The 22,750-nt window shown below is 40.0% G+C and carries 27 protein-coding genes; 12 read left to right on the forward strand and 15 right to left on the reverse strand.

Going from position 1 to position 22,750, the window contains the following annotated elements:
• Positions 1–48: 48 nt before the first annotated feature.
• The 6 genes from CMT41_RS00910 to mutM all read left to right on the forward strand — a co-directional run bounded on the left by CMT41_RS00910 (position 49) and on the right by mutM (position 3,349).
• Positions 49–717 (forward strand): AAA family ATPase, encoded by a 669-nt coding sequence (locus tag CMT41_RS00910; protein WP_058026097.1) that lies wholly within the window; start codon positions 49–51, stop codon positions 715–717.
• Complete coding sequence (locus CMT41_RS00915) at positions 704–1,138, forward strand: hypothetical protein (RefSeq protein ID WP_057179289.1); 435 nt, start codon at positions 704–706, stop codon at positions 1,136–1,138. Before CMT41_RS00910 ends, CMT41_RS00915 begins: the two co-directional genes overlap by 14 nt.
• A 270-nt stretch (positions 1,139–1,408) precedes the next feature.
• Positions 1,409–1,645 carry a 50S ribosomal protein L28 gene (gene rpmB, locus CMT41_RS00920; protein WP_019029297.1) on the forward strand — a complete coding sequence of 79 codons (237 nt, stop codon included), beginning with the start codon at positions 1,409–1,411 and terminating at the stop codon, positions 1,643–1,645.
• A gap of 27 nt (positions 1,646–1,672) precedes the next feature.
• Complete coding sequence (gene rpmG / locus CMT41_RS00925) at positions 1,673–1,828, forward strand: 50S ribosomal protein L33 (protein WP_057179290.1); 156 nt, start codon at positions 1,673–1,675, stop codon at positions 1,826–1,828.
• A 155-nt stretch (positions 1,829–1,983) separates the two neighbouring features.
• Positions 1,984–2,484, forward strand: coding sequence for a hypothetical protein (locus tag CMT41_RS00930; protein ID WP_057179291.1), 501 nt, complete (start codon positions 1,984–1,986; stop codon positions 2,482–2,484).
• Between the two features lie 49 nt (positions 2,485–2,533).
• Positions 2,534–3,349 (forward strand): bifunctional DNA-formamidopyrimidine glycosylase/DNA-(apurinic or apyrimidinic site) lyase, encoded by an 816-nt coding sequence (gene mutM, locus CMT41_RS00935; RefSeq protein ID WP_058026098.1) that lies wholly within the window; start codon positions 2,534–2,536, stop codon positions 3,347–3,349.
• On the opposite strand, the gene coaD is transcribed toward mutM, so the two are convergent.
• Positions 3,346–3,819, reverse strand: a complete 474-nt coding sequence (coaD, locus tag CMT41_RS00940; protein ID WP_057179293.1) for a pantetheine-phosphate adenylyltransferase — start codon at positions 3,817–3,819, stop codon at positions 3,346–3,348. The two genes, mutM and coaD, sit on opposite strands and share 4 nt — an antisense overlap.
• Before the next feature lie 235 nt (positions 3,820–4,054).
• Between coaD and CMT41_RS00945 the strand changes: the two genes are divergently transcribed.
• Positions 4,055–4,711: a TetR/AcrR family transcriptional regulator gene (locus tag CMT41_RS00945; protein ID WP_057179294.1), complete on the forward strand. Its 657-nt coding sequence runs from the start codon at positions 4,055–4,057 to the stop codon at positions 4,709–4,711.
• A gap of 107 nt (positions 4,712–4,818) precedes the next feature.
• Here the strand turns inward: CMT41_RS00945 and CMT41_RS00950 are convergent, their stop codons facing one another.
• The 3 genes from CMT41_RS00950 to bioH form a co-directional block, all read right to left on the reverse strand.
• Positions 4,819–5,829 carry a putative metalloprotease CJM1_0395 family protein gene (locus CMT41_RS00950; protein WP_057179295.1) on the reverse strand — a complete coding sequence of 337 codons (1,011 nt, stop codon included), beginning with the start codon at positions 5,827–5,829 and terminating at the stop codon, positions 4,819–4,821.
• 48 nt (positions 5,830–5,877) lie between these two features.
• Positions 5,878–6,180, reverse strand: a complete 303-nt coding sequence (locus CMT41_RS00955; protein WP_057179296.1) for a hypothetical protein — start codon at positions 6,178–6,180, stop codon at positions 5,878–5,880.
• 130 nt (positions 6,181–6,310) lie between these two features.
• Positions 6,311–7,147 carry a pimeloyl-ACP methyl ester esterase BioH gene (bioH, locus tag CMT41_RS00960; protein WP_057179297.1) on the reverse strand — a complete coding sequence of 279 codons (837 nt, stop codon included), beginning with the start codon at positions 7,145–7,147 and terminating at the stop codon, positions 6,311–6,313.
• A 71-nt stretch (positions 7,148–7,218) separates the two neighbouring features.
• On the opposite strand from bioH, the gene CMT41_RS00965 reads away from it, so the two are divergent.
• Positions 7,219–7,980 carry a ComF family protein gene (locus CMT41_RS00965; protein WP_057179298.1) on the forward strand — a complete coding sequence of 254 codons (762 nt, stop codon included), beginning with the start codon at positions 7,219–7,221 and terminating at the stop codon, positions 7,978–7,980.
• Positions 7,981–7,991: 11 nt separating this feature from the next.
• Here CMT41_RS00965 and CMT41_RS00970 read toward each other — a convergent pair whose 3' ends face one another.
• Positions 7,992–10,568 carry a M14 family zinc carboxypeptidase gene (locus CMT41_RS00970; protein ID WP_058026099.1) on the reverse strand — a complete coding sequence of 859 codons (2,577 nt, stop codon included), beginning with the start codon at positions 10,566–10,568 and terminating at the stop codon, positions 7,992–7,994.
• A gap of 173 nt (positions 10,569–10,741) precedes the next feature.
• Here CMT41_RS00970 and nfuA point away from each other — a divergent pair, with 173 nt between their 5' ends.
• Genes nfuA through CMT41_RS00985 form a run of 3 tightly spaced genes read left to right on the forward strand, consistent with a single transcriptional unit; the run spans position 10,742 to position 11,968 of the window.
• The gene (gene nfuA, locus CMT41_RS00975) at positions 10,742–11,320 is read left to right on the forward strand and encodes a Fe-S biogenesis protein NfuA (RefSeq protein ID WP_057179300.1); all 579 of its coding nucleotides are present in this window, start codon (positions 10,742–10,744) and stop codon (positions 11,318–11,320) included.
• A 12-nt stretch (positions 11,321–11,332) separates the two neighbouring features.
• Positions 11,333–11,584, forward strand: a complete 252-nt coding sequence (locus CMT41_RS00980) for a hypothetical protein (protein ID WP_057179301.1) — start codon at positions 11,333–11,335, stop codon at positions 11,582–11,584.
• Between the two features lie 27 nt (positions 11,585–11,611).
• Positions 11,612–11,968, forward strand: coding sequence for a VanZ family protein (locus tag CMT41_RS00985; protein ID WP_231732936.1), 357 nt, complete (start codon positions 11,612–11,614; stop codon positions 11,966–11,968).
• An 83-nt stretch (positions 11,969–12,051) separates the two neighbouring features.
• Here the strand turns inward: CMT41_RS00985 and CMT41_RS18875 are convergent, their stop codons facing one another.
• Positions 12,052–12,228 (reverse strand): hypothetical protein, encoded by a 177-nt coding sequence (locus CMT41_RS18875; RefSeq protein WP_157447779.1) that lies wholly within the window; start codon positions 12,226–12,228, stop codon positions 12,052–12,054.
• Positions 12,229–12,298: 70 nt separating this feature from the next.
• Between CMT41_RS18875 and CMT41_RS00990 the strand changes: the two genes are divergently transcribed.
• Positions 12,299–13,372, forward strand: a complete 1,074-nt coding sequence (locus tag CMT41_RS00990; protein WP_058026100.1) for a polysaccharide deacetylase family protein — start codon at positions 12,299–12,301, stop codon at positions 13,370–13,372.
• Positions 13,373–13,421: 49 nt separating this feature from the next.
• On the opposite strand, the gene CMT41_RS00995 is transcribed toward CMT41_RS00990, so the two are convergent.
• The 9 genes from CMT41_RS00995 to coxB are packed head-to-tail and all read right to left on the reverse strand — an operon-like array spanning position 13,422 to position 22,305.
• On the reverse strand, positions 13,422–14,087 hold the full coding sequence (locus CMT41_RS00995; RefSeq protein ID WP_057179304.1) for an SCO family protein: 666 nt from the start codon (positions 14,085–14,087) through the stop codon (positions 13,422–13,424).
• Between the two features lie 57 nt (positions 14,088–14,144).
• Positions 14,145–15,065: a heme o synthase gene (gene cyoE, locus CMT41_RS01000; protein WP_057179359.1), complete on the reverse strand. Its 921-nt coding sequence runs from the start codon at positions 15,063–15,065 to the stop codon at positions 14,145–14,147.
• A gap of 28 nt (positions 15,066–15,093) precedes the next feature.
• Positions 15,094–16,155 (reverse strand): COX15/CtaA family protein, encoded by a 1,062-nt coding sequence (locus tag CMT41_RS01005; RefSeq protein WP_057179305.1) that lies wholly within the window; start codon positions 16,153–16,155, stop codon positions 15,094–15,096.
• Positions 16,156–16,159: 4 nt separating this feature from the next.
• Complete coding sequence (locus tag CMT41_RS01010) at positions 16,160–16,783, reverse strand: hypothetical protein (RefSeq protein ID WP_057179306.1); 624 nt, start codon at positions 16,781–16,783, stop codon at positions 16,160–16,162.
• Positions 16,776–17,678 carry an SURF1 family protein gene (locus tag CMT41_RS01015; protein WP_082606377.1) on the reverse strand — a complete coding sequence of 301 codons (903 nt, stop codon included), beginning with the start codon at positions 17,676–17,678 and terminating at the stop codon, positions 16,776–16,778. Before CMT41_RS01015 ends, CMT41_RS01010 begins: the two co-directional genes overlap by 8 nt.
• A gap of 11 nt (positions 17,679–17,689) precedes the next feature.
• Positions 17,690–18,574, reverse strand: a complete 885-nt coding sequence (locus CMT41_RS01020) for a cytochrome c oxidase subunit 3 (RefSeq protein ID WP_057179307.1) — start codon at positions 18,572–18,574, stop codon at positions 17,690–17,692.
• Positions 18,575–18,598: 24 nt separating this feature from the next.
• On the reverse strand, positions 18,599–19,162 hold the full coding sequence (locus tag CMT41_RS01025) for a cytochrome c oxidase assembly protein (RefSeq protein ID WP_057179308.1): 564 nt from the start codon (positions 19,160–19,162) through the stop codon (positions 18,599–18,601).
• Position 19,163: 1 nt separating this feature from the next.
• Positions 19,164–20,789 (reverse strand): cytochrome c oxidase subunit I, encoded by a 1,626-nt coding sequence (gene ctaD / locus CMT41_RS01030; RefSeq protein WP_057179309.1) that lies wholly within the window; start codon positions 20,787–20,789, stop codon positions 19,164–19,166.
• A gap of 10 nt (positions 20,790–20,799) precedes the next feature.
• Positions 20,800–22,305 carry a cytochrome c oxidase subunit II gene (gene coxB / locus CMT41_RS01035; RefSeq protein WP_232300055.1) on the reverse strand — a complete coding sequence of 502 codons (1,506 nt, stop codon included), beginning with the start codon at positions 22,303–22,305 and terminating at the stop codon, positions 20,800–20,802.
• Positions 22,306–22,750 lie beyond the last annotated feature (445 nt).

Raw genomic sequence — 22,750 nt, forward strand, 5'->3', positions numbered from 1 at the left:
TAGCACGGGAAGATGTTAATTATATTGTGGTAAAGGACGGTACTAAGCATGATGATATTAGTGGGTGGCGAAAAAGGCGGCAGTGGTAAAAGCTGTTTAGCTCAAAATTTAGCGGTATATTTCGCCTCAAATAAGAAAGCAATTGTGTTAATGGTGGATTGTGATCCGCAAAGAACAACTTCAGATTGGATACAAACCAGAAATGGTGATCCCTCATTACCCTCCATTAACTGTATTCAATTGTATGGGAAAATTCGTAATGATTTACTGAGCTTAGTACAACATTATGACTACGTTATTGTTGATTGTGGTGGCCAAGATAACCTGGCCTTGCGTGCTGCTATGTCGGTTGCTGATCACGTTATTATCCCCTTAAGACCAAAAAGACGGGATTTAAAAACAGTACCTCATATGGAAGATATGCTAAGTACCTGTAAAATGGTCAATCCAAAAATGATGGCCTCTTTTGTTATTACCCAGTGCCCATCATTACCCAACCAAGCAAAGAGAATTCTTGAAGCAAAAGAAGTGTGTAGCTCATATGGCATTAACGTTTTAGATGCCGTAACCTATAATCGAAACGTTTATGATGATAGTGAAGAGCAGGGTTCTTCCGTTATTGAAATAGATCCCACAGGTAAGGCTGCCCTAGAGATGATTGCTATAGCCGAAGAATTATTGGCAATGGAACCGGATAATTTGCATGAGTTTAACTGATTTAAAGAAAAGCAAGGATGGCAAGGTAAAAAGGAAAAACTTCACTATTGATGAGTTTATCTCTGATGCTGAAGATTATGCCAAAGGTGCGCCTAAAATTGTTAGTGAGCTAACAAACGAAGGCACTTGCCATAAGTTAAACCTTAAGCAAGCTATCAGTGAAGCAAAGCGCTATGTTGAAATGACAGAAATTGAACATCAGCAAGCAGAAGGCGTTAAAGTAGGTGTTAGAAATAAGACCAATAAACCTTTTCGGCGGGCAACTTTTACTTTAAGCGAAGAGGCTATTGACCAGCTTCATGATTTATCTGAAGGTTCAGACTTGGCTAAATCACATATATTGCGTATTCTTATTGATGAATTGTGTAATAAAGAACAAAATGAGCAATTAAAGAAGTTATTACAATCAAGAATTGGTTAATTTTCCAGATTTTAACTGAAATTTGTTGACTTTTTACCCTTAAAAGAGACAATATTTAGTCGAAAGCTCACTATTTAGCTGAGCTTTTTCTTTCTATATCCTATTTAACTATATGAAACTTAGTGAAAACTACTATTTTTGTAGTATTTTTCTATTAAGACTAGTATTAGTTAATCAGTTTCTCTATAATATGCCACCTTTTTCAGGATCCCGAGACGACGGTCTTGGGGAAAATATAGCTCGAGCTGAAATTAATATTGGAGTACTCACATGTCTAAAGTTTGCCAAGTAACAGGCAAAGTGCCAATGGTTGGAAACAACCGTTCTCACGCAAGAAACGCGACTCGTCGTCGTTTTTTACCTAACCTTCAATCTCACCGTTTTTGGGTTGAGAGTGAAAATCGTTTCGTTAAATTACGTTTAACTCCGAAAGGAATGCGTATTATCGATAAAAAAGGTATTGATGTTGTTTTAGCAGACATCCGTGCCCGTGGCGAAAAAGTTTAATAACTTTATTATTCTAAGGAAAATACTATGCGCGATAAAATTCGTTTAGTTTCTAGTGCTGGTACTGGTCATTTTTATACTACTGATAAGAATAAAAGGACTATGCCTGAGAAAATGGAAATCAAGAAATTTGATCCAACCATTCGCAAGCACGTAATGTATAAAGAAGCTAAAATTAAGTAATTAATTTCTGTTTCTAGTAAAAGCCCGGTTCTTACCGGGTTTTTTTATGTCTGAATTAGGGTATTGAGCGAGCATATGGGTGTGTAGAGTTGTTATACGCGCTATTTTTTAAAAAGTTCAGTATCATACCTGCATAGTTAACTTGGAATATTTGTATGAAATTATCTCGGACCGGATGGAATAATGTCATTATTTTTTCAGTAATGACGATAATTTTAGTGATTAATGCCACTAATAACAAACTCTTCCCAAAAGAAGAACATGAAAATACGGCCGAACAATTAATACTGCCACAACATAGTGTTATTTTAACACTAGCAATAGATTTGTCAGCAAGGCAACAGGTGTTATTTGAACGTGTCGGTCGCAGTTGGCAACTAACGGCTAAAGGTATTATGTTGGTAAAAACTGAACAGCAAATTGAGCAGATGATGTTTGCTTGGCAACAGAGCACTGGCTTAGTACAAGCAGCAGAAATTGTCATTGATAGCGAGCAAGCAATTAACGTGGAAATTTCTTTAGCAGGGGAGTCGCAAGCGCGAACTTTTATGTTATATCCGCTCAATGATCAATTATTAATTTATCAGCAACAAGGTAACACTTGGTTAGCCTTACCTCCGGCACTCGCCCAGCAGTTATTACCTATTAGTTTGTAGTCGTTTAGTTTTTAAAATAACGTTTGCAACTTTTTACTAAGAAGAAATTATGCCCGAATTACCCGAAGTCGAAGTATGCCGCTTAGGTATAAGCCCTCATATTATTGCTCAGACAGTCAGTAAGGTAACTATTCGTGATAGCCGCTTACGTTGGCCTATCCCTGATGAAATACACTCTGTAGTGGGCTTACAAGTGCTTGGTGTTGATCGCCGCGCTAAATACCTATTATTGCGCTTTAAAACAGGAACTTTATTACTGCACCTAGGCATGTCAGGTACGATAAGGATAATTGAGCATGATACCCCTATAGTTAAGCATGATCATTTTGATCTCGCTTTTCAACACGGCAAGGTATTGCGCTTCAATGATCCTCGACGCTTTGGTGCGGTGTTATGGTTAGCGAATGATGAAGATAAACTGGGCTTACTCAGTAAATTGGGGCCTGAGCCACTCAGTGATGACTTTTATCAGGGCTATTTGTTTAATAAAGCTAAAAATAGAAAAGTCCCTATCAAAACCTTTTTAATGAATAATCATATCGTGGTAGGCGTAGGTAATATTTATGCCAATGAGGCGCTGTTTCAAGCCGGTATTTTACCGACAGCCAAAACGGGGGCTATTGATGAGCAAAGACTAGACCGGCTAACTAATATTATTAAAAAAGTGCTCAGTGCGGCCATTGCACAAGGTGGCACTACCCTTAAGGACTTCACCCAAGCAGATGGTCGTCCAGGTTATTTTGCGCAATCACTGATGGTCTATGGTCGTGCCGGGCAACCCTGTGTGACTTGTCAGAGTAAATTACAGGAAATTAGGCAGTCGAATCGTAGCTCCGTTTTTTGTCCTAATTGCCAACAGGATTAATTTTGCTGTAATGCTTTTTTCACTATGGGATGAACAAACTGACCAACATCACCGTGGTGGAGGGCAACTTCTTTTACCAAGGTTGACGAAATAAATGAATTTTCTTCTGCTGGTGTTAGAAATACACTCTCAAGATCAGGGGATAAGCGGCGATTCATGTTGGCAAGTTGAAATTCATATTCAAAGTCTGACACTGCCCGTAAACCGCGAATAAGCACTTTAGCTTGATGTTGCTTAGCAAAGTCAACCAATAAGCCGCTAAAACCAACGACAGTCACATTAGTTAAATGCTTAGTTACTTGTTCAATCATAGTAACACGCTGTTTTAAATCAAAGCGTGGTTGTTTACTTGGACTGGCAGCAACACCAACAATTACCTCACTAAATAATTTACTAGCGCGAACAATTAAGTCACTATGGCCATTAGTTACGGGATCAAAAGTGCCTGGGTATATTGCTTTTATTGTCATTATCTACTGTTTTCTTAATGGTTGTTAAGCGTTATTGTAATGCTAGAGGTGACATACTGACAAGTATTTATACCTCTCAGTATGTCGCTAAGCCATAGATAATCCACTAAAATGAATTATTAATCACAAAAAAAAGCAAAAAATCCTAAAGTATTTGCTCAAAACACTTTATATATACTGAATTTTGATAGTATTATTGTGTTAGTTTTAATCAAATCAAGTGAGAAGTTGTTGCATGAAAACCCGTGATAAAATAATCCAAGCCAGTATTGAATTATTTAATGAGCAAGGTGAGCGTAATGTCACCACTAATCATATTGCTGCTCACTTAGCCATCAGCCCTGGTAATCTGTATTATCATTTCCGTAATAAAGAAGACATTATTTTATCTATATACGAGGAGTATGCACGTAGTTTACTATTGGAAACCTTGCCGAAGGTGTCCCCGGAAGTAAAACCACTAGACTCACTTGTTTTGTATATGGATGCGGTATTCCAAACAACAATGAAATTTCGTTTTTTTTATAGCAATCTACCGGTGTTATTGGATAAAAGCCCTAGTTTGCGGGAAAAATATGTTGAAGTGCAACAGTCTATTTCAGAGCGTGTTAGTCAATTACTTCTTTCATTAAGAGCCGCAGATATCATTGATTTTTATGATGATGAATTGGCTGATATTGTCAGTATTTTACGTCTTATCAATACCTTCTGGGTTAGTTTTCATCAAACTCAGACTATCGTTAATGAAGTCAATGATTCAGTCTTTTATCAAGGCGTGCTTAAAATATTAGTGATTTTACGTCCCTATACCAAAGCTCATGCCATAAGTGACCTTAATCAAGCGCGTGATGTTTATCAGCAAAGGTACCAAAAAGCGGTAGAAATAGATTAACCTTAGCAGCACTTGCTCAATAGCTCGCTATTGGCATTGAGAGTAAGCCAATCTTGGTAGTTTTTAAACCAGTACCATAAGCAATAACCTAGTAAAATTGGTATTAGTTAAGCTGTTAATTCGAATTGAAAGTTGTCCGGTCTTTCATAACCTTGGCTTACTGTGAAGTAAAAACTTTCGATACGTAGTGCCCGTTGTTGTACCTCATTTGATTGTACGTTCTGAGTACTTTGACTAGCCGCTAACTTTTGCTTTGATGAGTTGGAAATAATAGCGTCTTGCGCAGATAAGGTCTGCTTGATGAAAGTATCGAACTCAGTACTTGTAGCATCCAGGCTCACATTAGCTGCTATATTCAGTTCTTTATTCGAATGACTTGGCTGAGCATCAGCGTTACTTTGTAACGCAAGTAACTCTGATTGTGCTACGAGTATTTTTTGTGTAGCACTGGCGGCAACCCGAGTATCTTGTGTCGACGGATTTGCTGGTGCTAATGCCGCAGAATGCACTTTTTGCATCTTAGTTATGGTTGCTTGCGGATCGCCTACGACACTGCTTAAGTCGACAGATACCTCTCCTCCTACCGCATATTTTTTTCCATCAGGGCCTACTTCAAAGGTATAAGAAGGCGTTCCTGTCACCGCCCCCCCCATTGTCGCGTGAGCTAATTCATGGGCTTTTACTTCTTTATCTCTTTGTTGTAGCTGGCTAATGAGTTTTTCATCGGCAAGTGCCTGTTTAGTGCTGTCGTTATCTTTATCATTTTCGGCGTCGCTATCCTCAGCGCCGCTGTTAGCCTTAGCATGCTGTTCTTCTTGCTTGTGTTCAGCATCCTGCTGAGAGCTCTGTTCACCTTGTTGATTTTCTTGTTCAGCAATGGAGCTAGCAGCATGCTCTGCTTGTTTTCTTAAATGAGCAAGATCGACTTGTTCGTTGACTTGGGCTGGTGTTCGGGCGCGCTCTTTATCGGTAGCGACAGCTTTTTCCGCAGCAGAAGGGTTGGTGGCCGTAACCTGGGTGATAATTTCTCGTTGATGATTATCACGACGCAAGCTTTCCGTAGGTGGGTTGATCACAGTTGCTAAGGGTAAGTTTGCTACATGAGGGGTGATATTCATAAGGACAAATGATTTACCAATAAGTAAAACGTTAACGGCTATATATTATTAGGCGGTGACATCTAGTAGGGTACCTAGAACATCATCAGCACTTTTAATAACTTCAATCGAAGCTTTTGCTTGAAATTCAGCCACTTTTAAATTGACAATAGCTTGGTTTAAATCAGGTAAATCTAAGTGGTTACTTGCCTTAGTCACCTCAGTGTTTACCTCACCACTATTGGCTGGATTTGTTTGTTGCTCAGCATTATAGGTGGTACTGGCGAAAATATCAGCAGCCGCTTGCTCTGCTGTTGCGTTAGCCTTTTGTAAGCCTTGCAAACCTGAATTAAATGCAGACGGTATTTCCATAGGTAATCTTCCACGGCTAATAAGCTTTATTGGTTAATTATTAATCTAAATGGCGAAAAAGTAAAGCTGAAATTACCACCAGGTAAGACATTATCTCATTATTATTTCGGTATTATTATTTCGGTATTATTCATTTCGCCTTATTGGCATTGAAATGTAACGCTAGCCAAGTGCATAACACCTGATAAAAATCATCAAGGTGAGAAATAAAGGGTGCATGGGAAGCATGGTCAAATACGTGTAAGTCACTATGTACGGCTAAAAGACTGATTTTTTCGATCACTGTTTTAGGTACCAAGCTATCATTCTGCCCGTATAACCTTAGAAAAGGTTGCTGGATACTTGCTAATTGCTGGCGTAGATCACAGTCACTCAATAAGGCCAGTGAATTGGCTAACGTTTCTTGGCTAGGCAGGGCATGTGCCATAACTAACTTGCTGATTAGCTTTAAATCTTGTCGAATATGTGGGCTGCCCATGGCTTGAATTTTTAAGAAAGCTTTAATCGTTTTCTCGGTATCTTGTGCTAGCTGATGATGAAAACTATCCAGTACATTGGCCTTTATACCCGGCCAGTTATTTTGCTCTTGTTCAACAAAGTATGGGCTGCTGGCAACCGTAATCAAGGCTAATACTTTTTCTGGGTAGTTGATGGACATTTGCGTGGCAATTAAGCCGCCCAATGACCAACCAAGATAAATAGCGGGTTGGTCAATTACTTGCTCAATATGATGGCAAATATTGGCTAAAGAGTAGGGCTTTATAGCAACAGCACTATTGATACCAAAGCCAGGCAAGTCCAGGGTGATTAACTGGTAGTGACTATTTTTATTTTCGCTGAATAATTTTAGCAGCGGTTGCCAAACGCCTGAGTTTAAGCCCCAACCATGAATTAACACAATAGGAATGGCATTGTTATTAAGGCTACTTTGAGGAGGGAAGGTGGAAAATGTTAAGCTTTTTGCCATGCTTACTACTGCACTATAAATATAAAAGTACTAGTGTATATCATATCATTTGATAGCAAAAGGAAAGCAAGATGGCATGGCAGCTAGAGCTAAGAAAACTTAAGGCGTGTTGTCTTTCTAGCTTAAGAAGTATTAGTTGCTGTGATCTGTGTGGTGAAAATGTCAATAACAGCTTTTTACTCGGTTACTCGCTGCCACAAGCATTACTTTGTCAAAACTGTGTCAACGATTTACCTTATTTTAATCAACAGCTAGTAGCGGGTAACTTACTCAGTTGGCCCGCTATTTATCATGCCTTACCAAACATTCATTTTGAACAACTTTTTGCCTTATCGCCTTATATTTACCCCTTTAATAAATGGCTAGCACAAATGAAATATCTAGGTCGTTTTGAGCTGGCGCATTTGTTCAGTGCCTTGCTCTGTGCTCAGTGGCAAGCCATGGTAAAACACCAAGCGTTAGCTCCTGTGGATTTAGTACTACCGGTGCCTTTGCATATTAAAAAATGGCAGCTTCGTGGTTATAACCAAGCCCACCTGATAGCAAAGTGTTTTGCTAAGCAGTTAACTTTTCCTTATGACGCTAAGTTAGTGGTGCGCATTAAAAATAATACTAGCCAAATGGGGAAAACTGGTCATCAACGGCGAAAAAATTTAGCCAATACTTTTGCTTTGCAGCGAAAATTGGCGAGCCATATCAAACATGTATTGATTATTGATGATGTAGTAACCACGGGTACCACGGTCAGTGAAATTAGTAAGTTATTAAAACAAGCAGGTGTTGAAACCGTCACCTTAGTAACTGTGTGTTTAACCCTACCTAAAAGCAATTAGCAACAATGTCCTTATTTATAAGGCGTGGAAAAAATTTTACTAAAAAACAAGCTGTTGGCGAGTAATTTAGCGCTACCATGCCAGTAACCTCTAAAAGCGAGTACCTCAGTGGTAGCAATGACCCTACCTTCACCGACGTTGTGCGCAACAATGGCAGCGTTATGTGCTAATCGATTTACTAAGTTTTTGTCGGTATAACCACTGAGTAGTGGTGAGGAGGTATATTTCGCTAACGTGACAAACGGTTGATGAGGGTGCTCGATAATGAGATTGCTATTACGAAATACTGGCAGTAAATTATGCTGATAACCGTAAGCTAGTGGATGACTAGTATCTAATTCTACTTGGAAGATAGCGCCAGCAATACGTTTGCGACTAGCGAGTTTTTCTTTATCTTGATAACTGAGATTGTCATTATCAAATAACTGGTCTATCTGTTCTTTAGTGACAAATTTAGTACGTAATATTTCTTGTTTTGCTAACCATTGGGCCGCACGTTTTTGGCCGATAATGACGCCACCTTGTTCAACCCATTGCTTTAATTGCTGCGCAGTATGTTCAGTAACATACTGATAATTACCATCAACAAGAATAATATGACTATAAGTTGATAAATCTACACGTTTTAACCTGCTATGATCGATAATTGACAGAGGAATATTTAGTGTCTCATCAAGGTAAAAGCGCACTTCACCAGCTTCATATTGAGAGATACCCATTCCGCCTATTAATAGTGTTTTAGCCTTACTGATTGGCTTTAATGAGCTACTGCCAATATCAATGCCTTTCAGGGTCAAACCTGTGTTAATACTGTCTAAGGTGATACCTGCGCTATTACTGGCAGCAATTAATAGGCTTTGCCAGTCTTGATTTTGTTGGATGCCAGCGGGCACCACGATACTGCCGGCATTAAAGTGCTTTGTTTTGCCATTAATCATGCTAGAAAAAGGCTTAGTGGCCACTCTCGCTTTGATATTATTGTTTAGTAGCTCATTGAGTAATTTCGGCGCTAAAAAGTGATGCCATTCGAAGACATAGCCATAGGCTGACTTGCTGATATTATTTGAGATAAAGGCTGGCGGCTTAGACCAAGCTTGCTGCGCCAGTTTTAGTCCACGTGTCCGGTTTATTTGAATAGCTGCAATATTCATTGCCAAAGGCATAGTCCAGCCGGAAACATCATAAAAAGTATTATCTTTAAAATTAGTTTGTCGATTAAACAACGCTTGAATCAGGCGAAATTGTGGCTGGGCAAGAGGTATATAATAGCTATAACTTTTTTGATGTTTTTTATCTTTAAATTTAAAATCAGCAGTAAGCGGGTAAACTCTAATTTTATGCTGAGCGAGTGTTGATAACAATGCATTGAGGCGATAGCTATCTTTATTTTCGTGTAATAAGTAGCCGGAAAAATCTTCTTGTTTGGCCAACTTTATACTTTGTTGATAAAAATCACTACGGTATTGCTTTAGTTGCTGGCGATTTTCCCAAGCACCTTGGATAGTTGAAAGCGAGGTGGTCACGTGGTTTTCTATACTAAACTCTAACGTCAGTAAGCCATTTATCGTCTGTTGCTGCATTCCCCTAGCACTGGCTTGCTCGAATAAAACGCCAATACTGCCATTAATATCTGGATAGGTTGAGCCTTTGCCGTAGTAGAAGTCATCAAAATTCTCTTCACTATAATAAAGGCGCTGTTGCTTATCTAACGCTGCCGCATGAAAGCTTGCTAGTGTTGTGGTTAATTCGACATTTCTTTTTGGTGTCAGTGGATGAGTACGGCTTTGAATGCCCGGCTGAAAAAAGTAACTACTGTTGGCAGACATTTCGTGAAAATCACCGACAACATGAGGTTGATATTGGTGAAAGTACTTTAATCTGTGTTGGCTTTCTTGTTGAGAAAGTAATAACCAGTCGCGATTTAAATCAAACCAAAAATGATTAGTTCGTCCAGTAATCCAGCCTTGGTGATGTTCAATATGATTTGCGTCGCTATTGTCAGTGGAGTTACGGTAAGTGTTAACCCAATTAACAAACCTATCCATACCATCGGGGTTAATACTCGGCTCTAAGACGATAATGGTATTGGCCAGTAATTCAGTCATTTTTGCATCGTCATTAGCCGCCAAATAATAGGCAACTATCATGGCGGCATTAGCACCACTTATTTCATCACCATGTACACTATAACCGAGCCAGATAACTAAGGGGGCATTGTCGGACTTTTGCTGAACAAGTCGATTTTTATTTTGAGAAAAAATGTCGCGCTCACTAAGTATATTGGCTAAGTTAGCTAGATTTTTGGGGCTAGAAATGGTCACCAGCAATTGCTCACGTTGCTGAGCCGTTTTTCCCATCGAGGTAATAGCCACCCGTGCTGAGTTATGCGCTAGTGTATAGAAGTAGTTACTTAGTTGATCATGCCTGATATGTCGTTGACCAATTTCAAAGCCTAACGTGCTACTGGGTAAGGGGATTTTACTATTAAACTGAATACCTGTGGGTAAGTAATCTTGTACTGGCATGGCATTTAGCCAAGTAGAGCAGAGTAAGGTGAATGAGATAATTAGAATTCGTATAAGTAGCATCTATGTGGCCCCTTGTTAAGACTGCTCTAAAGTAGCAAACAAAAGCGTAAAAATCATTAGCACATAACTAAATAGCAGAGTAAAATGACCATACTTGAGTAAAACAGTCAGGTACTTTTCACTGTTGATTGATAAAACTGGAAGAGTATCCGAGAGCAAAGAGAGTTAAGATAATGATCAGTATTTCAGAAAATGCGCAAAAGCATTTTATTAATTTACTTTCGCAACAAGCTGAAGGTACACGAATTCGTGTTTTTGTCGTTAATCCAGGTACAGCGAAAGCTGAGTGTGGCGTTTCATATTGCCCTCCTGATGCGATGGAAGACGATGATATTGAACTCCCTTTTGACGGCTTTTCAGCAATGGTTGATGCCGATAGTAAAGGCTTTTTAGTAGACGCTGAGATTGATTTTACTACGGATCAAATGGGTTCACAGCTTACCTTGAAAGCGCCTAACGCTAAGTTACGTAAAGTTGCCGATGATGCACCCTTATTTGAACGTGTGCATTACTTTTTGCAAGCCGAGGTTAACCCTCAGTTAGCGGGTCATGGCGGCGAATGTACCTTAGTTGAAATTACCGATGATGGTTATGCTGTCTTGCAATTTGGCGGTGGCTGTAATGGTTGTGCACAAATTGATGTCACAGTAAAAGAGGGCATTGAAAAGCAATTAATAGAATTAATGGGTGATGAAATTAAAGGCGTTAAAGATGCAACTGATCATAAACGTGGTGATCACTCATATTACTAATCTTTAATTTATATGATTAAATTATTAGAAAAACTAGGTCAAAATCCACAGCGCAGTTTAACACTGTTCTTAAGTGGTCTTGGCCTTTTTGTTATCGGATTACTTTTTGTTGGTTTAGGCTACTTTTATCATCACCTTTGGCAAGTGATCGGCATGGTGATACTTAGTATTGCGTGCTTAATTTCGGCCTGGGGTTATCTAGGTATGTTTGCCAATCGTTGGTTAAATATCATTTATCGCACTCGCCCTATTAACAAACAATAACCTAACAAACAGACACGCTAAATGAACATGATGATTAATTTGATAAAACACTATTGGTTTATCATTACGCTTTTTTTACTTACTGCCATTGCAACGTTATCTTTATGGCCAGCCGAATATTTACCCCAGGTCCCGGGTAGCGATAAAAGCCATCACTTTATATCCTATGGCGCTTTAATCTTGCCGCTAGCATTACGAAAACCTAAACACTGGTTGTGGATTGCCCTAGGCTTCGCTGCTTTTAGTGGTGCTATTGAGTTGATTCAGCCCTATGTTAATCGCTATGGTGAATGGCTTGATATGCTAGCCAATGTGATGGGTTTAGCTTGTGGCACGATACTGGCAAAAATTATTACTCACTTCTTCTCTGGCTCTAGCAAGTAACACTTGTTCAGATAAAGAGTACACTTGCTTGATTCATAGTGCACATAAGCCCGTCGTCGACATACATAAAAGCCATAAGCAAACTACTGAGGTATGAGCATGGCAGCTAGGGTGCTAGCAGCTAAATAGTTAGCATGCTCGGGATGGGCAATATTACCGTGTCGGCTAAGCCAAGCAAGGGGACTAATATTTGATGAAATCATCGGTAATGCTAGATAAAATAAGCGCTGGTGTTGCTTTAAATGGCTAGTTTTAAACAAAGAAATACCCTAAAGTGCTAGTGGTTTACAGACAAGACGTTATCTCATCTGATTTTTAAGGGTATATACCATGAAATATATGTGGCGGACACTATGTTCAGTTTCATTATTATTGAGCGTTGCGCTCAGCAGTCAAGCAGCGGTTATTTTACAATACCATCATGTTAGTGATAGCACCCCAGCAAGCACTAGTATTTCGCCAAAGCAGTTTGAAGTCCATTTACAGTACCTTAAAGATAATAATTTTAAAGTGTTGCCTTTATCCGAGTTAATTGAAAGCATTAAAAATCACCAAGCCTTGCCAGATAAAAGTGTTGCCATCACTTTTGATGATGCTTATATTGATGTCTTAACTCAGGCAAAACCGCTGTTAGATAAGTTTGCTTTTCCGTATACCATTTATGTTAACCCAGGTATTATTAATCGCCATGAAAACAATAAAGCCTCACCTTATTTATCATGGCTTCAACTAAAATCGCTGTCTGATGAAGGGGTGATTATTGCCAATCATGGTTATGAACATGATTCAATGCTGCGTATGACCGAGGGTGTTACGCAAGCACAATGGCTAAGTCAACAAACAGAATTATTATTAAAAGCGGAAACTATTATTGAAGAAAACACCGGGCAAAGCTGGCGATATTTTGCTTACCCTTATGGTGAATATGATGTGGCAGTGCAAGCTTGGGCAAAAGCCAATGATTTTGTCGCTTTTTCTCAGCAATCAGGTGCTATCGATCTATCAACAGACTTAACCAGCGTACCACGTTTTCCTGCTTCTAAACCCTACGATAAACTTTCTGGCTTACGTGACAAGCTCAACTCATTGGCGTTTAATATTAGTTTAACAGGTGATCAAGCCGAAACAATCTTTAAGTACCAAGAAGCTAAAAGTATTACTTTCTCGATTGACAGTGAAGACTTCTATAAATCGGCGTTAAATTGTTATATTTCCGGTTTAGGTAAACAAAAAATTACTTGGCATGATGATCATAGTTTTACTATTAATTTCACTCAAGACCTACCCGTAGGTAGGGTTAGAGCTAACTGCACTGCCGCCAGTATTAGTAAACCAGGACGTTACTACTGGTACTCAAAGCCATGGTTTATCTTAAAAGCTGATGGCAGCTGGTATCATCTATAATAGAGCAGAATAATTTCGCTCAGTTATTTATACCCGTTACCATTCAAAATTATTGTTGATATAAAGCGACTATTTTTTGGTAGTCGCTTAATAGCTTGTCATTATTGATAGTGGGCACTTCACCAATTACTTGTTCAGCTTTAAATATTGCCGCTACTTTTCCTGCTGGATTGATTAATACTAGTGATGCACTGTGATCAACCCAGTAGCTTTCATCCGTCTCCTCAGCCCCGTCTTTACTTGACTCTTTACTAGTGATGGCATACATCATGCCTAAATTTCGAGCAAACGGAAAAAGTACATCGTGCTCTGCACGCAGCGCTTTAAAGTCAGCATTAAAATAAGCAATGTATTGCGCGAGCTTTTCCTGAGTATCTCTTTTAGGATCAACGGAGACTAATAACACTTGGCTATTGCTGGCAATAGCCATTAAATCCTCATAAATGAAATTGAGGTTTTGCAAGGTTATTGGGCAAACATCTGGGCAAGAAGTATAACCGAAAAACACCAGCGACCATTTGCCCTGTAATTGGCTGTTATTAAAAGACTGTCCTGATTCATCGGTGAAGGTAAAAGCGGATATTGGCCGTGCTTGCTGATAATGCAAGGCAAATTCAGCTGCAGGCAATGTTTTTGTTTGCTTAATAAGATGAAAACCAACCGCACCAGCACTAATTGATAGTAAGGCAATAATGCCATAGATAGCTTTATTCATTATCGATACTCTATTATTTTGTGTCATTTTACTAATATGGTTATGCAGTTATTCAGATTAACTCATGGGTAGCCAATAATGATCGATGAGCAAAATAATGAACAGCAGCATTAAATGTACGATGGAGAATTTAAAGGTGGCCATGGCTGTACCTTCGTTAGCATGAAACTTGAGTTGCCACGCATAGCCCATAAAGATTAAATTCAAGCTACAGGCTCCTATTAAGTAGAACCAATTACTCATGCCAACTAAATAGGGTAATAAACAAACCACAAAGAGTAAGATGGTATATAGCAGTATTTGCGTTTTGGTAAAACTGACACCATGGGTGACCGGTAACATGGGAATGTTCACTTTGGCATAATCATCTTTACGGTGAATGGCTAATGCCCAAAAGTGTGGCGGTGTCCAGGTGAAAATAATTAACACTAATAGTAAGGCGTTAGGCGCTACTTCATTGGTCATTGCTGTCCAACCCAGTAAAGGTGGGATAGCTCCGGCTAATCCGCCGATAGTGATATTTTGTGGCGTTGCTCGCTTTAAATACATGGTATAGACAAAGCTGTAGCCAACTAAGCCGGAAAATGTCAAAAAAGCAGTCAGTGGATTGACTAAGCTATAAAGAATAATAAAACCGAGTAAGGCTATGCTAATGGCAAAAACAATGGCATTAGTGACGCTAATTCTACCCTCTGGCAACGGTCTATTATGAGTTCTGCCCATAATGGTATCAATTCTTTCATCAACAATATGGTTGATCGCTGCTGCCGCTGAAGATAATAAAGCAATACCTAACATAGCGGGTAGTAGCACTTGCCAAGGTAAACCGCCGGGAACCGATAAACTCATCCCCACTAAGGCGGTTAGTACCAGCAAGGCGACGACTTTAGGCTTGGTTATATCATAATAGGCACGCCAATTAGTAAAGATATGATTCATGGAAAAATTATAATTGTTGTTAGCAATTGGCGAGGACATAGTATTATTAATAGTTTTATTCATGGCCTTATTCATAGAACGACTCCTTGGAATTTTGTCTTAACCTATAAGCTAAGGTGATCAAACTCAGCATTAAACAGGCGGCAACTAAGTTGTGCGCTACCGCAATCTTAAGTGGCAACGAAAACCAAATATTACTCACCCCCAAACTGATTTGAATAACTAATAAACTAAGTAAAACCATGGCGGCGTTTTTGATCGCATGAGTCTTCGCTTTGAGAAAAACCACGATGGCTAACCAAGCGAGAAACACGCCGGTAATGATGGCGCCAAAGCGATGACTCACATGGATAGTCACTCGTTCATTATGCGCTAGGTGACCAAACTCATAGCTTTCTTGTTTGGGGGGAATTAGGTCAAATGACTGCTCAAAGCTTAAATCCGCTAGCCAATTCCCCTGACAAATAGGCAACTCTACGCAGCTCAATGCCGCATAGTTTGAGGAAGTCCAACCACCTAAGGCAATTTGCGCCGTTAAAATAGTAATGCCGAGTAGAGCATAGCGGCTATATTTTTTAAGTTGAAAATCTACTAAAGTAGCCCCTTGCGCACTTACTCCCTTGGCATTAAGGCGCAAATATAATAAAAATAGCAAACATAAGGTGGTAAAACCACCGAGTAAATGCGCCAGTACCACCACGGGCATTAATTTCAATGTTACTGTCCACATACCGAGAGCGGCTTGCAAGATAACAATGCCTAAAATAAGTAACGGCAGCAATACGGGAGACCTAACGCTGGATCGCGTTGCAACGCGTAATTTAATTGAACAAAAGGCAATAGCAGCAATAAGTAAACCAAGGCTGCCGGCAAAATAGCGGTGGATCATTTCATTCCAGGCTTTAGTCGGCTCGACCGTGCTTTGTGGAAACGCTTGCTCGGCCACGGCAATTTGTAAACTGGTTTCTGGTACAGCAAGCAAGCCATAACACGTTGGCCAGTCTGGGCAACCTAAGCCAGCATGAGTTAAGCGTGTATAAGCACCTAAACCAATCACCACAATGGCTAATAATAAACTGGTCAGTACTAAACGACGCAGTGTTTGCTTGTTTTTACTCTGCTCTGTCATTTAGTTAACCCACCTTGGAATATTTCAAAAGTTTTTTCATATCATTGATAATAGCCTTACCAAAAGACGTTTGCTGCTGCTCATGCTCTGGCAGCTGATGGCTTAAAATAATGTTGCCTAGAGGATCGGCAATCAGCACTTGTGGCTCGTGTAGCAAGTTTTTCATTTGCGCTGTTAAGGCAAGTATTTGCCATTGGCTCTTGGCAAGCCGTTCACTTTGCTGGGCGGTAAATATATTTTCTTGCAGTAATACCGGTGTGACCCTTGGCATATCTTTTCCTAAAGTGACATAACTGTTGTGCACAATTTCAATGCTATGCAAACATATATCAGCACATTGCTTAGGTAGTCGATAAATAATAAGCCATTGTTGGCCAAATTTTTGTTCCTTAATGCCTAAGTCAGTCAGTGTTAACGGCTGTGTTAATAACCTACCTTCATTGGTTACGCCTAAGTCTAGCCACTGATTGTCTAAGGCTAATTTAGCTAATAATATCGGCAAGATAAAAACCGTGATTAACAATAGTAAGCTGCGGCGATTTTTATTATTTGCAGCATGCTCTGGTTTATTGCTACTGCTTAGCGTATTGCTATTATTTGCATCTAGCTGCTTGTTTGACTTAGTCATATTTTACCGCCTTATGCTTGTTGTTATTATTGAGAGTATTAATGTCAGTATTTTCCGCTGGGATATCGGCGCAAGATTGAGCTGAATGTGACGGATGACGACCGGCAAGCTTTGCTGTATTGATGCGCAAACAAATCATCAATATTAGCCAAGCAATAGCTAAGGTTGCCCATTGAAAGGCGTAGCCGAAATGTTTTTCAGCTGGCATCACTATAGGGTGCCAGTTCTTTTTATAGCCAAGGTTTTCTTCTTGGTCCACATAGATGACAAAGGGTAGCAGTGGCTTATTTAACCGTACTTTGTTTAACTGTGCTTTATTTATCAAGGTGGAAAATTTAGCTAATTCAATTTGTTGCACCCGCAATGGCCAACTGGCTTGAGTAAAGTCTTGCTCGGCCAGCATTATGCCTTGCTCGACAATGCGTACATGTCCTTTAAACGTATAGTGCCCCTGCAAAGGGATTACTTCAGGCAGTATACTGCGATCAATTGAACCTTGTACCCAGCCTAGATTAACTAATACTGCATGAGTTGCTGTTTCGACAACTTGTAATACTCGATAGCCTAAAGAAGTCTTTTCCACTTGATTATCGAGTAAAAAGATATAGTTTTCGTTAAACTGGCCGTTAATCGTGACGGGAAAATCGTTAATACTTTCTTTACCGGTGAATTGCTTTTCCTTAGAGAGTCTGACTATTTCTTTAAGGGTTAGTGGCGATTGCTGATTAAGTTGCGTAATACGGGCAGCGCGCCGCTCTTTCTCTAAGCCACGGTCATACTGCCAGAAAGATAGTTTAACCAAACCGACAAAGACAATAAGCGTGAACCCTAACCAAAGGGCGTTTCTTACTACTGATTTAGTTGATATTTTTACTTGGGTATCGACATACTGCAAAAAGTCAGACCTTATAAAATATAGACAAAAACAAAAAGTATTAGCCAAACCACATCGACAAAATGCCAATACCAACTTGCTGCTTGAAAAGCAAAATGGTTATCAGGGGTAAAATGACCTTTTAATACTCTGCACCACATAATTATCAGCATGATACAGCCCAAGGTGACATGCATACCGTGAAAGCCAGTCAATAAGTAAAAAGTGTTGCCATAGACACCGCTATCTAGAAATAGGCGCATTTCTTCAGAATAGCCATGCGCGTATTCTAGAATTTGAAAAGAGATAAAAGCCAAGCCTAGTAGTATGGTTAGGCCAAGCCACTTTTTTAAAGCACTGCGATTATTTTTGATTAATGCATTATGAGCAAAGTGGGCAGTAACTGAAGAGGTTAATAGTAAAACCGTGTTAATTAACGGTAAGCCAAACCAGCCCATCGCCGTAGTGGTGGTGCCATCAGGGGTTTTTATTAACGGCCAAGTCGCAATAAAGTCAGGCCAAAGGACAGCGCCAGTTGCGACATTATTGCCAGCGCCACCAAGCCAGGGTACTGAAAATACGCGTAAATAGAGTAAGGCACCAAAAAAAGCCGCAAAAAACATCACTTCAGAGAAGATAAACCAACTCATACCTTGGCGGAATGAATTATCCATCTGATGTGAGTATTTACCCGTTAACGATTCATTAATGACATCACTAAACCAACCCACTAGCATATAAATAACCAAGGCTATGCCTGCTAGCAGTAAATAGCCACCGTAACCACTCTCTTCATTTGCTAAATCAGTGACAAAGTTTCCCGCGCCAAAGGCAATCATAAAGAGTGCCACCGCACCCATGATTGGCCAGTGGCTTTGGCTGGGTACGTAATAACTTTCGTATGCTTTGTTAGTCATTTTCTATCCCTTTTTCAGTGAACCCTATGACGACTTCTCTGTTATGTCATACAAGGTATAAGATAAAGTTAAGGTGTTAATATCTTCGGGTAACTCTACATCGACATAAAACTGCAAGGTCATTTCAACTTCCTCTGCGGCCCTGAGCGGTTGTTGAGTAAAACAAAAACATTCAATTTTATGAAAATAATTTGCCGCTAAGCCAGGTGAAACTGACGGTACGGCTTGTGCGGTCATGTCATAACTTGCTTTGTTTTTTGCATAGAATGAAACCAGGGTAATTTCCCCTGGATGAACAGTTATTTCATTAATGACAGGCTCAAATATCCATGGAATACCTTGGGCATTGCGGGTAATAAATTGCACGGTAACGGTACGAGACTTGTCAATAGTCGTGGCGGTATAAGCCACAGCCGTTTTATTCGTTTTGCCATTTAAGCCGGTAATATCACAAAAAACATCATATAAAGGTACCAGGGCAAAACCAAAACCAAACATAGCAAGTACCACAAGTAGCAGTTTCTTTACCGTCTTGCTGTTGTTATTGCGGCTTTCAGTCGCCGCTTGGTTTTGCTCGGTATCATTCATATTATTTAATGCCCTGCGGTTCGATATTGTCTATGTCTTTTTGCGAGGGTGGTGTACTAAAAGTGTGATAAGGTGCTGGACTGGCTACTGTCCACTCTAAGCCTACGGCACCCTCCCAAGGTTTGGCGGCTGCTTTTTCGCCACCGCGAATACATTTGATCACTACCACTAAGAAAATCAATTGCGATAAACCAAAGGCAAAACCGCCAATGCTGACCCACTTATTAAAATCGGCAAATTGCAGGGCATAATCTGGAATTCTGCGCGGCATACCCGCTAAACCTAAAAAGTGCATGGGGAAAAATAATAAATTTACTGATATTAAGGAACACCAGAAGTGCCATTTACTTAAGGTATCGTTGTACATATGGCCGGTCCATTTAGGTAACCAATAATAGGCACCAGCATAAATTGAAAATAATGAGCCAGTAACCAGCACATAATGAAAGTGAGCAACAACAAAGTAAGTATCATGATATTGAAAATCAACGGGGGTCATGGCTAACATCAAGCCTGAAAAACCGCCTATGGTGAATAAAATAACAAAGGCGATGGAAAACAGCATAGGTGTTTCAAAGCTTAATGAACCGCGCCACATGGTTGCTACCCAGTTAAAAACTTTTACCCCCGTTGGTACCGCAATGAGCATGGTGCAATACATAAAGAACAGCTCACCAAATAATGGCATGCCGGTGGTGAACATATGGTGTGCCCAAACAATAAATGACAGTAAAGCAATGGATGAGGTTGCATAAACCATTGAGCTATAGCCGAATAATCTTTTGCGAGAAAAAGTGGGGATAGTGGTGGAGACAATGCCAAAGGCTGGCAATATCATGATATACACTTCCGGGTGGCCAAAGAACCAAAAAATATGTTGGAACATCACCGGATCACCACCACCAGCGGCATTAAAAAAGCTGGTACCGAAATAGGTATCGGTCAGTAGCATGGTGACCAAACCCGCGAGTACGGGCATAACCGCAATCAATAAATAGGCAGTAATGAAAAAAGTCCAGACAAATAACGGCATTTTCATGTAAGTCATACCTGGGGCACGCATGTTCATTATGGTAACAACAATATTAATTGCCCCCATAATGGAAGATATCCCCATAATATGAATAGCAAAAACGAAAAATGCAGTACTGCCGTTAGAATAGGTGGTCGATAATGGTGCGTAGAAGGTCCAACCAAAATTGGGTGCACCGCTGTCCATAAAAAATGTACTCAGTAAAATGATAAAAGCAAAAGGTAAAATCCAAAAGCTCCAGTTATTCATGCGCGGCAGTGCCATATCTGGCGCCCCTATCATCATAGGTATCATCCAGTTAGCAAAGCCGGTAAAGGCGGGCATAATTGCGCCAAACACCATAATCAAACCGTGCACTGTGGTTAATTGGTTAAAAAAATCAGGTTCAACTAATTGTAAACCAGGCTGGAATAGTTCAGCACGGATCACCATTGCCATGGCGCCGCCGGTTAAAAACATAATAAAAGAAAACCATAAATAAAGTGTGCCGATATCTTTATGGTTAGTGGTATAGAGCCAGCGTTTTATGCCAGTCATTTTATGCTCAACATGATGTTCGTCGTGCGAATCTTGTTCTATAACGTCTGTAGTCATTTTATATCCCCTACTTCGCACTAGCAGCATCAACAGCTGCAGGTTGTACTAAATCACCAGTATTATTTCCCCAAGCATTACGCTCATAAGTCACAACTGCGGCTATTTCGGTTTTGGTTAATTGACTACCAAAAGCAGTCATGGCAGCATTTTTCTTACTACCGTTAATCACCATATCTAAATGAACAGTAATATCTCCCGTCGCAATCACACTGCCTTTAAGCGCAGGAAATGCCGGAGGTAAGCCTGCCCCTGTCGGTTGATGACAGGCAACACAAGCTTTTAAGTAGACTTTTTCGCCCATTGTCATTAATTCATCATGGCTATACACTTTAGATAAATCCTCTACTGGTACTTCTTCAGTTATTATCTCTACCGCTTCTTCAACTGCAGTTTCAATTGCTAAGGATGCTGTGGCCTCTTGTGCTTTACCTTCAACAGAAGAGGCAACAGCAGACTTTACATCAGATGCTTGCACTAAATCACCGGTATTATTGCCCCAAGCATTACGCTCATAGGTGATCACCGCAGCTAGCTCTTTTAAACTTAATTGCTTGCCATAGGCTTGCATGCCCGTGCCTGTTTTACCGTTAAACACTATATTGATGTGATCTTGTATTGTGCCTGTGGTAGTTATTGGACTGTCTTTTAGGGCCGGGAAAGCTGGCGGTAAACCTAAACCAGATGGCTGATGACATGCGGAGCAGTAGGCGGTGTAAGTTGTTTTGCCTAATTGCATCAGCTCTGCTTTAGACATGGCAGTAGTTAACGAGGCTTGTTCAGCACTGGCTGCTTGGGCGATACGTTGCTGTTGTTCATTAAGCCAAATGTCATAATCTTCTGCTGATTTTACTTCCACAACTATGGGCATAAAACCATGATCTTTACCACATAACTCAGCACATTGGCCGCGGTAAATACCGGGTTCATCAACCCTAGTCCATGCCTCGTTGATAAAGCCTGGGTTAGCATCTTGTTTAATGGCAAAAGCAGGTACCCACCAAGAATGGATGACATCATCTGAGGTTATTAGAAAGCGCACCTTTTTATTGGCGGGTATCACCAGAGGTTTATCAACTTCAAGTAAATAGTGCTCGCCCTTAATAGCAGTAGTTTCTTGTTGGTTTTGATACTGTTCGGGTGGGGTCGACAGGACAGAGTAATATTCGATATCTTGATCAAAATATTTGTAATGCCATTTCCATTGGGAGCCGGTTATTTGAATGGTAACATCAGAATTAGTGTTGTCTTCCATAGCGATTAAGGTGGTAGTTGCTGGTACTGCCATGGCGATTAGAATAACAATAGGTATTGCCGTCCATAATATTTCCACCTTGGTACTTTCATGAAAGTCAGCGGCTTTTGCCCCTTTAGACTTTCGATGAAAAGCCATGGACCAAAACATTGCACCAAAAACTATTACGCCAATTGCGGTACAAATCCAAAGTACCAGCATATGTAAATCATAGACATCTCTGCTAACGGCAGTAACCCCTTTTGTCAGGTTTAACTGCATTTCTGCCCAGGCTGAATTGGTAAATAGGCTGACCAACACTAGCCAAATTAGCTTATGTTTCCCCACACGGCATCTCCTCTTGGTAATCATAGAGAACAGATGTGCAGCAAAGTACTTCATAACCACTGAACTGAATATCTGTAGTTTTTATTATTATTAATAAACTAACAATATCTCGGTTTAGCCACGGTTTCGCGATGGTGAACGATTGATGGCGAATAAACAATACCCTTGGGTATTCCTCCCGAGATCAGGTTAATTATTGACGTGAAGAGTAATCTGGCATGGCACTATAAATTTAGTGTGACAGTATTAGCGCATTGACGTCTTTTTATTCTTTTTATGTTCGTTTTATATGCGTTACTGTTAATAGAATTACGCTAAAATTCGATCGAGGTCAAATATTTTATAGCTAAGTAATTATAAAAAAGTCATTCAATTCAAT

It is taken from the genome of Colwellia sp. MT41 (assembly GCF_001444365.1).
GTDB classification, from domain to species: domain Bacteria; phylum Pseudomonadota; class Gammaproteobacteria; order Enterobacterales; family Alteromonadaceae; genus Colwellia; species Colwellia marinimaniae.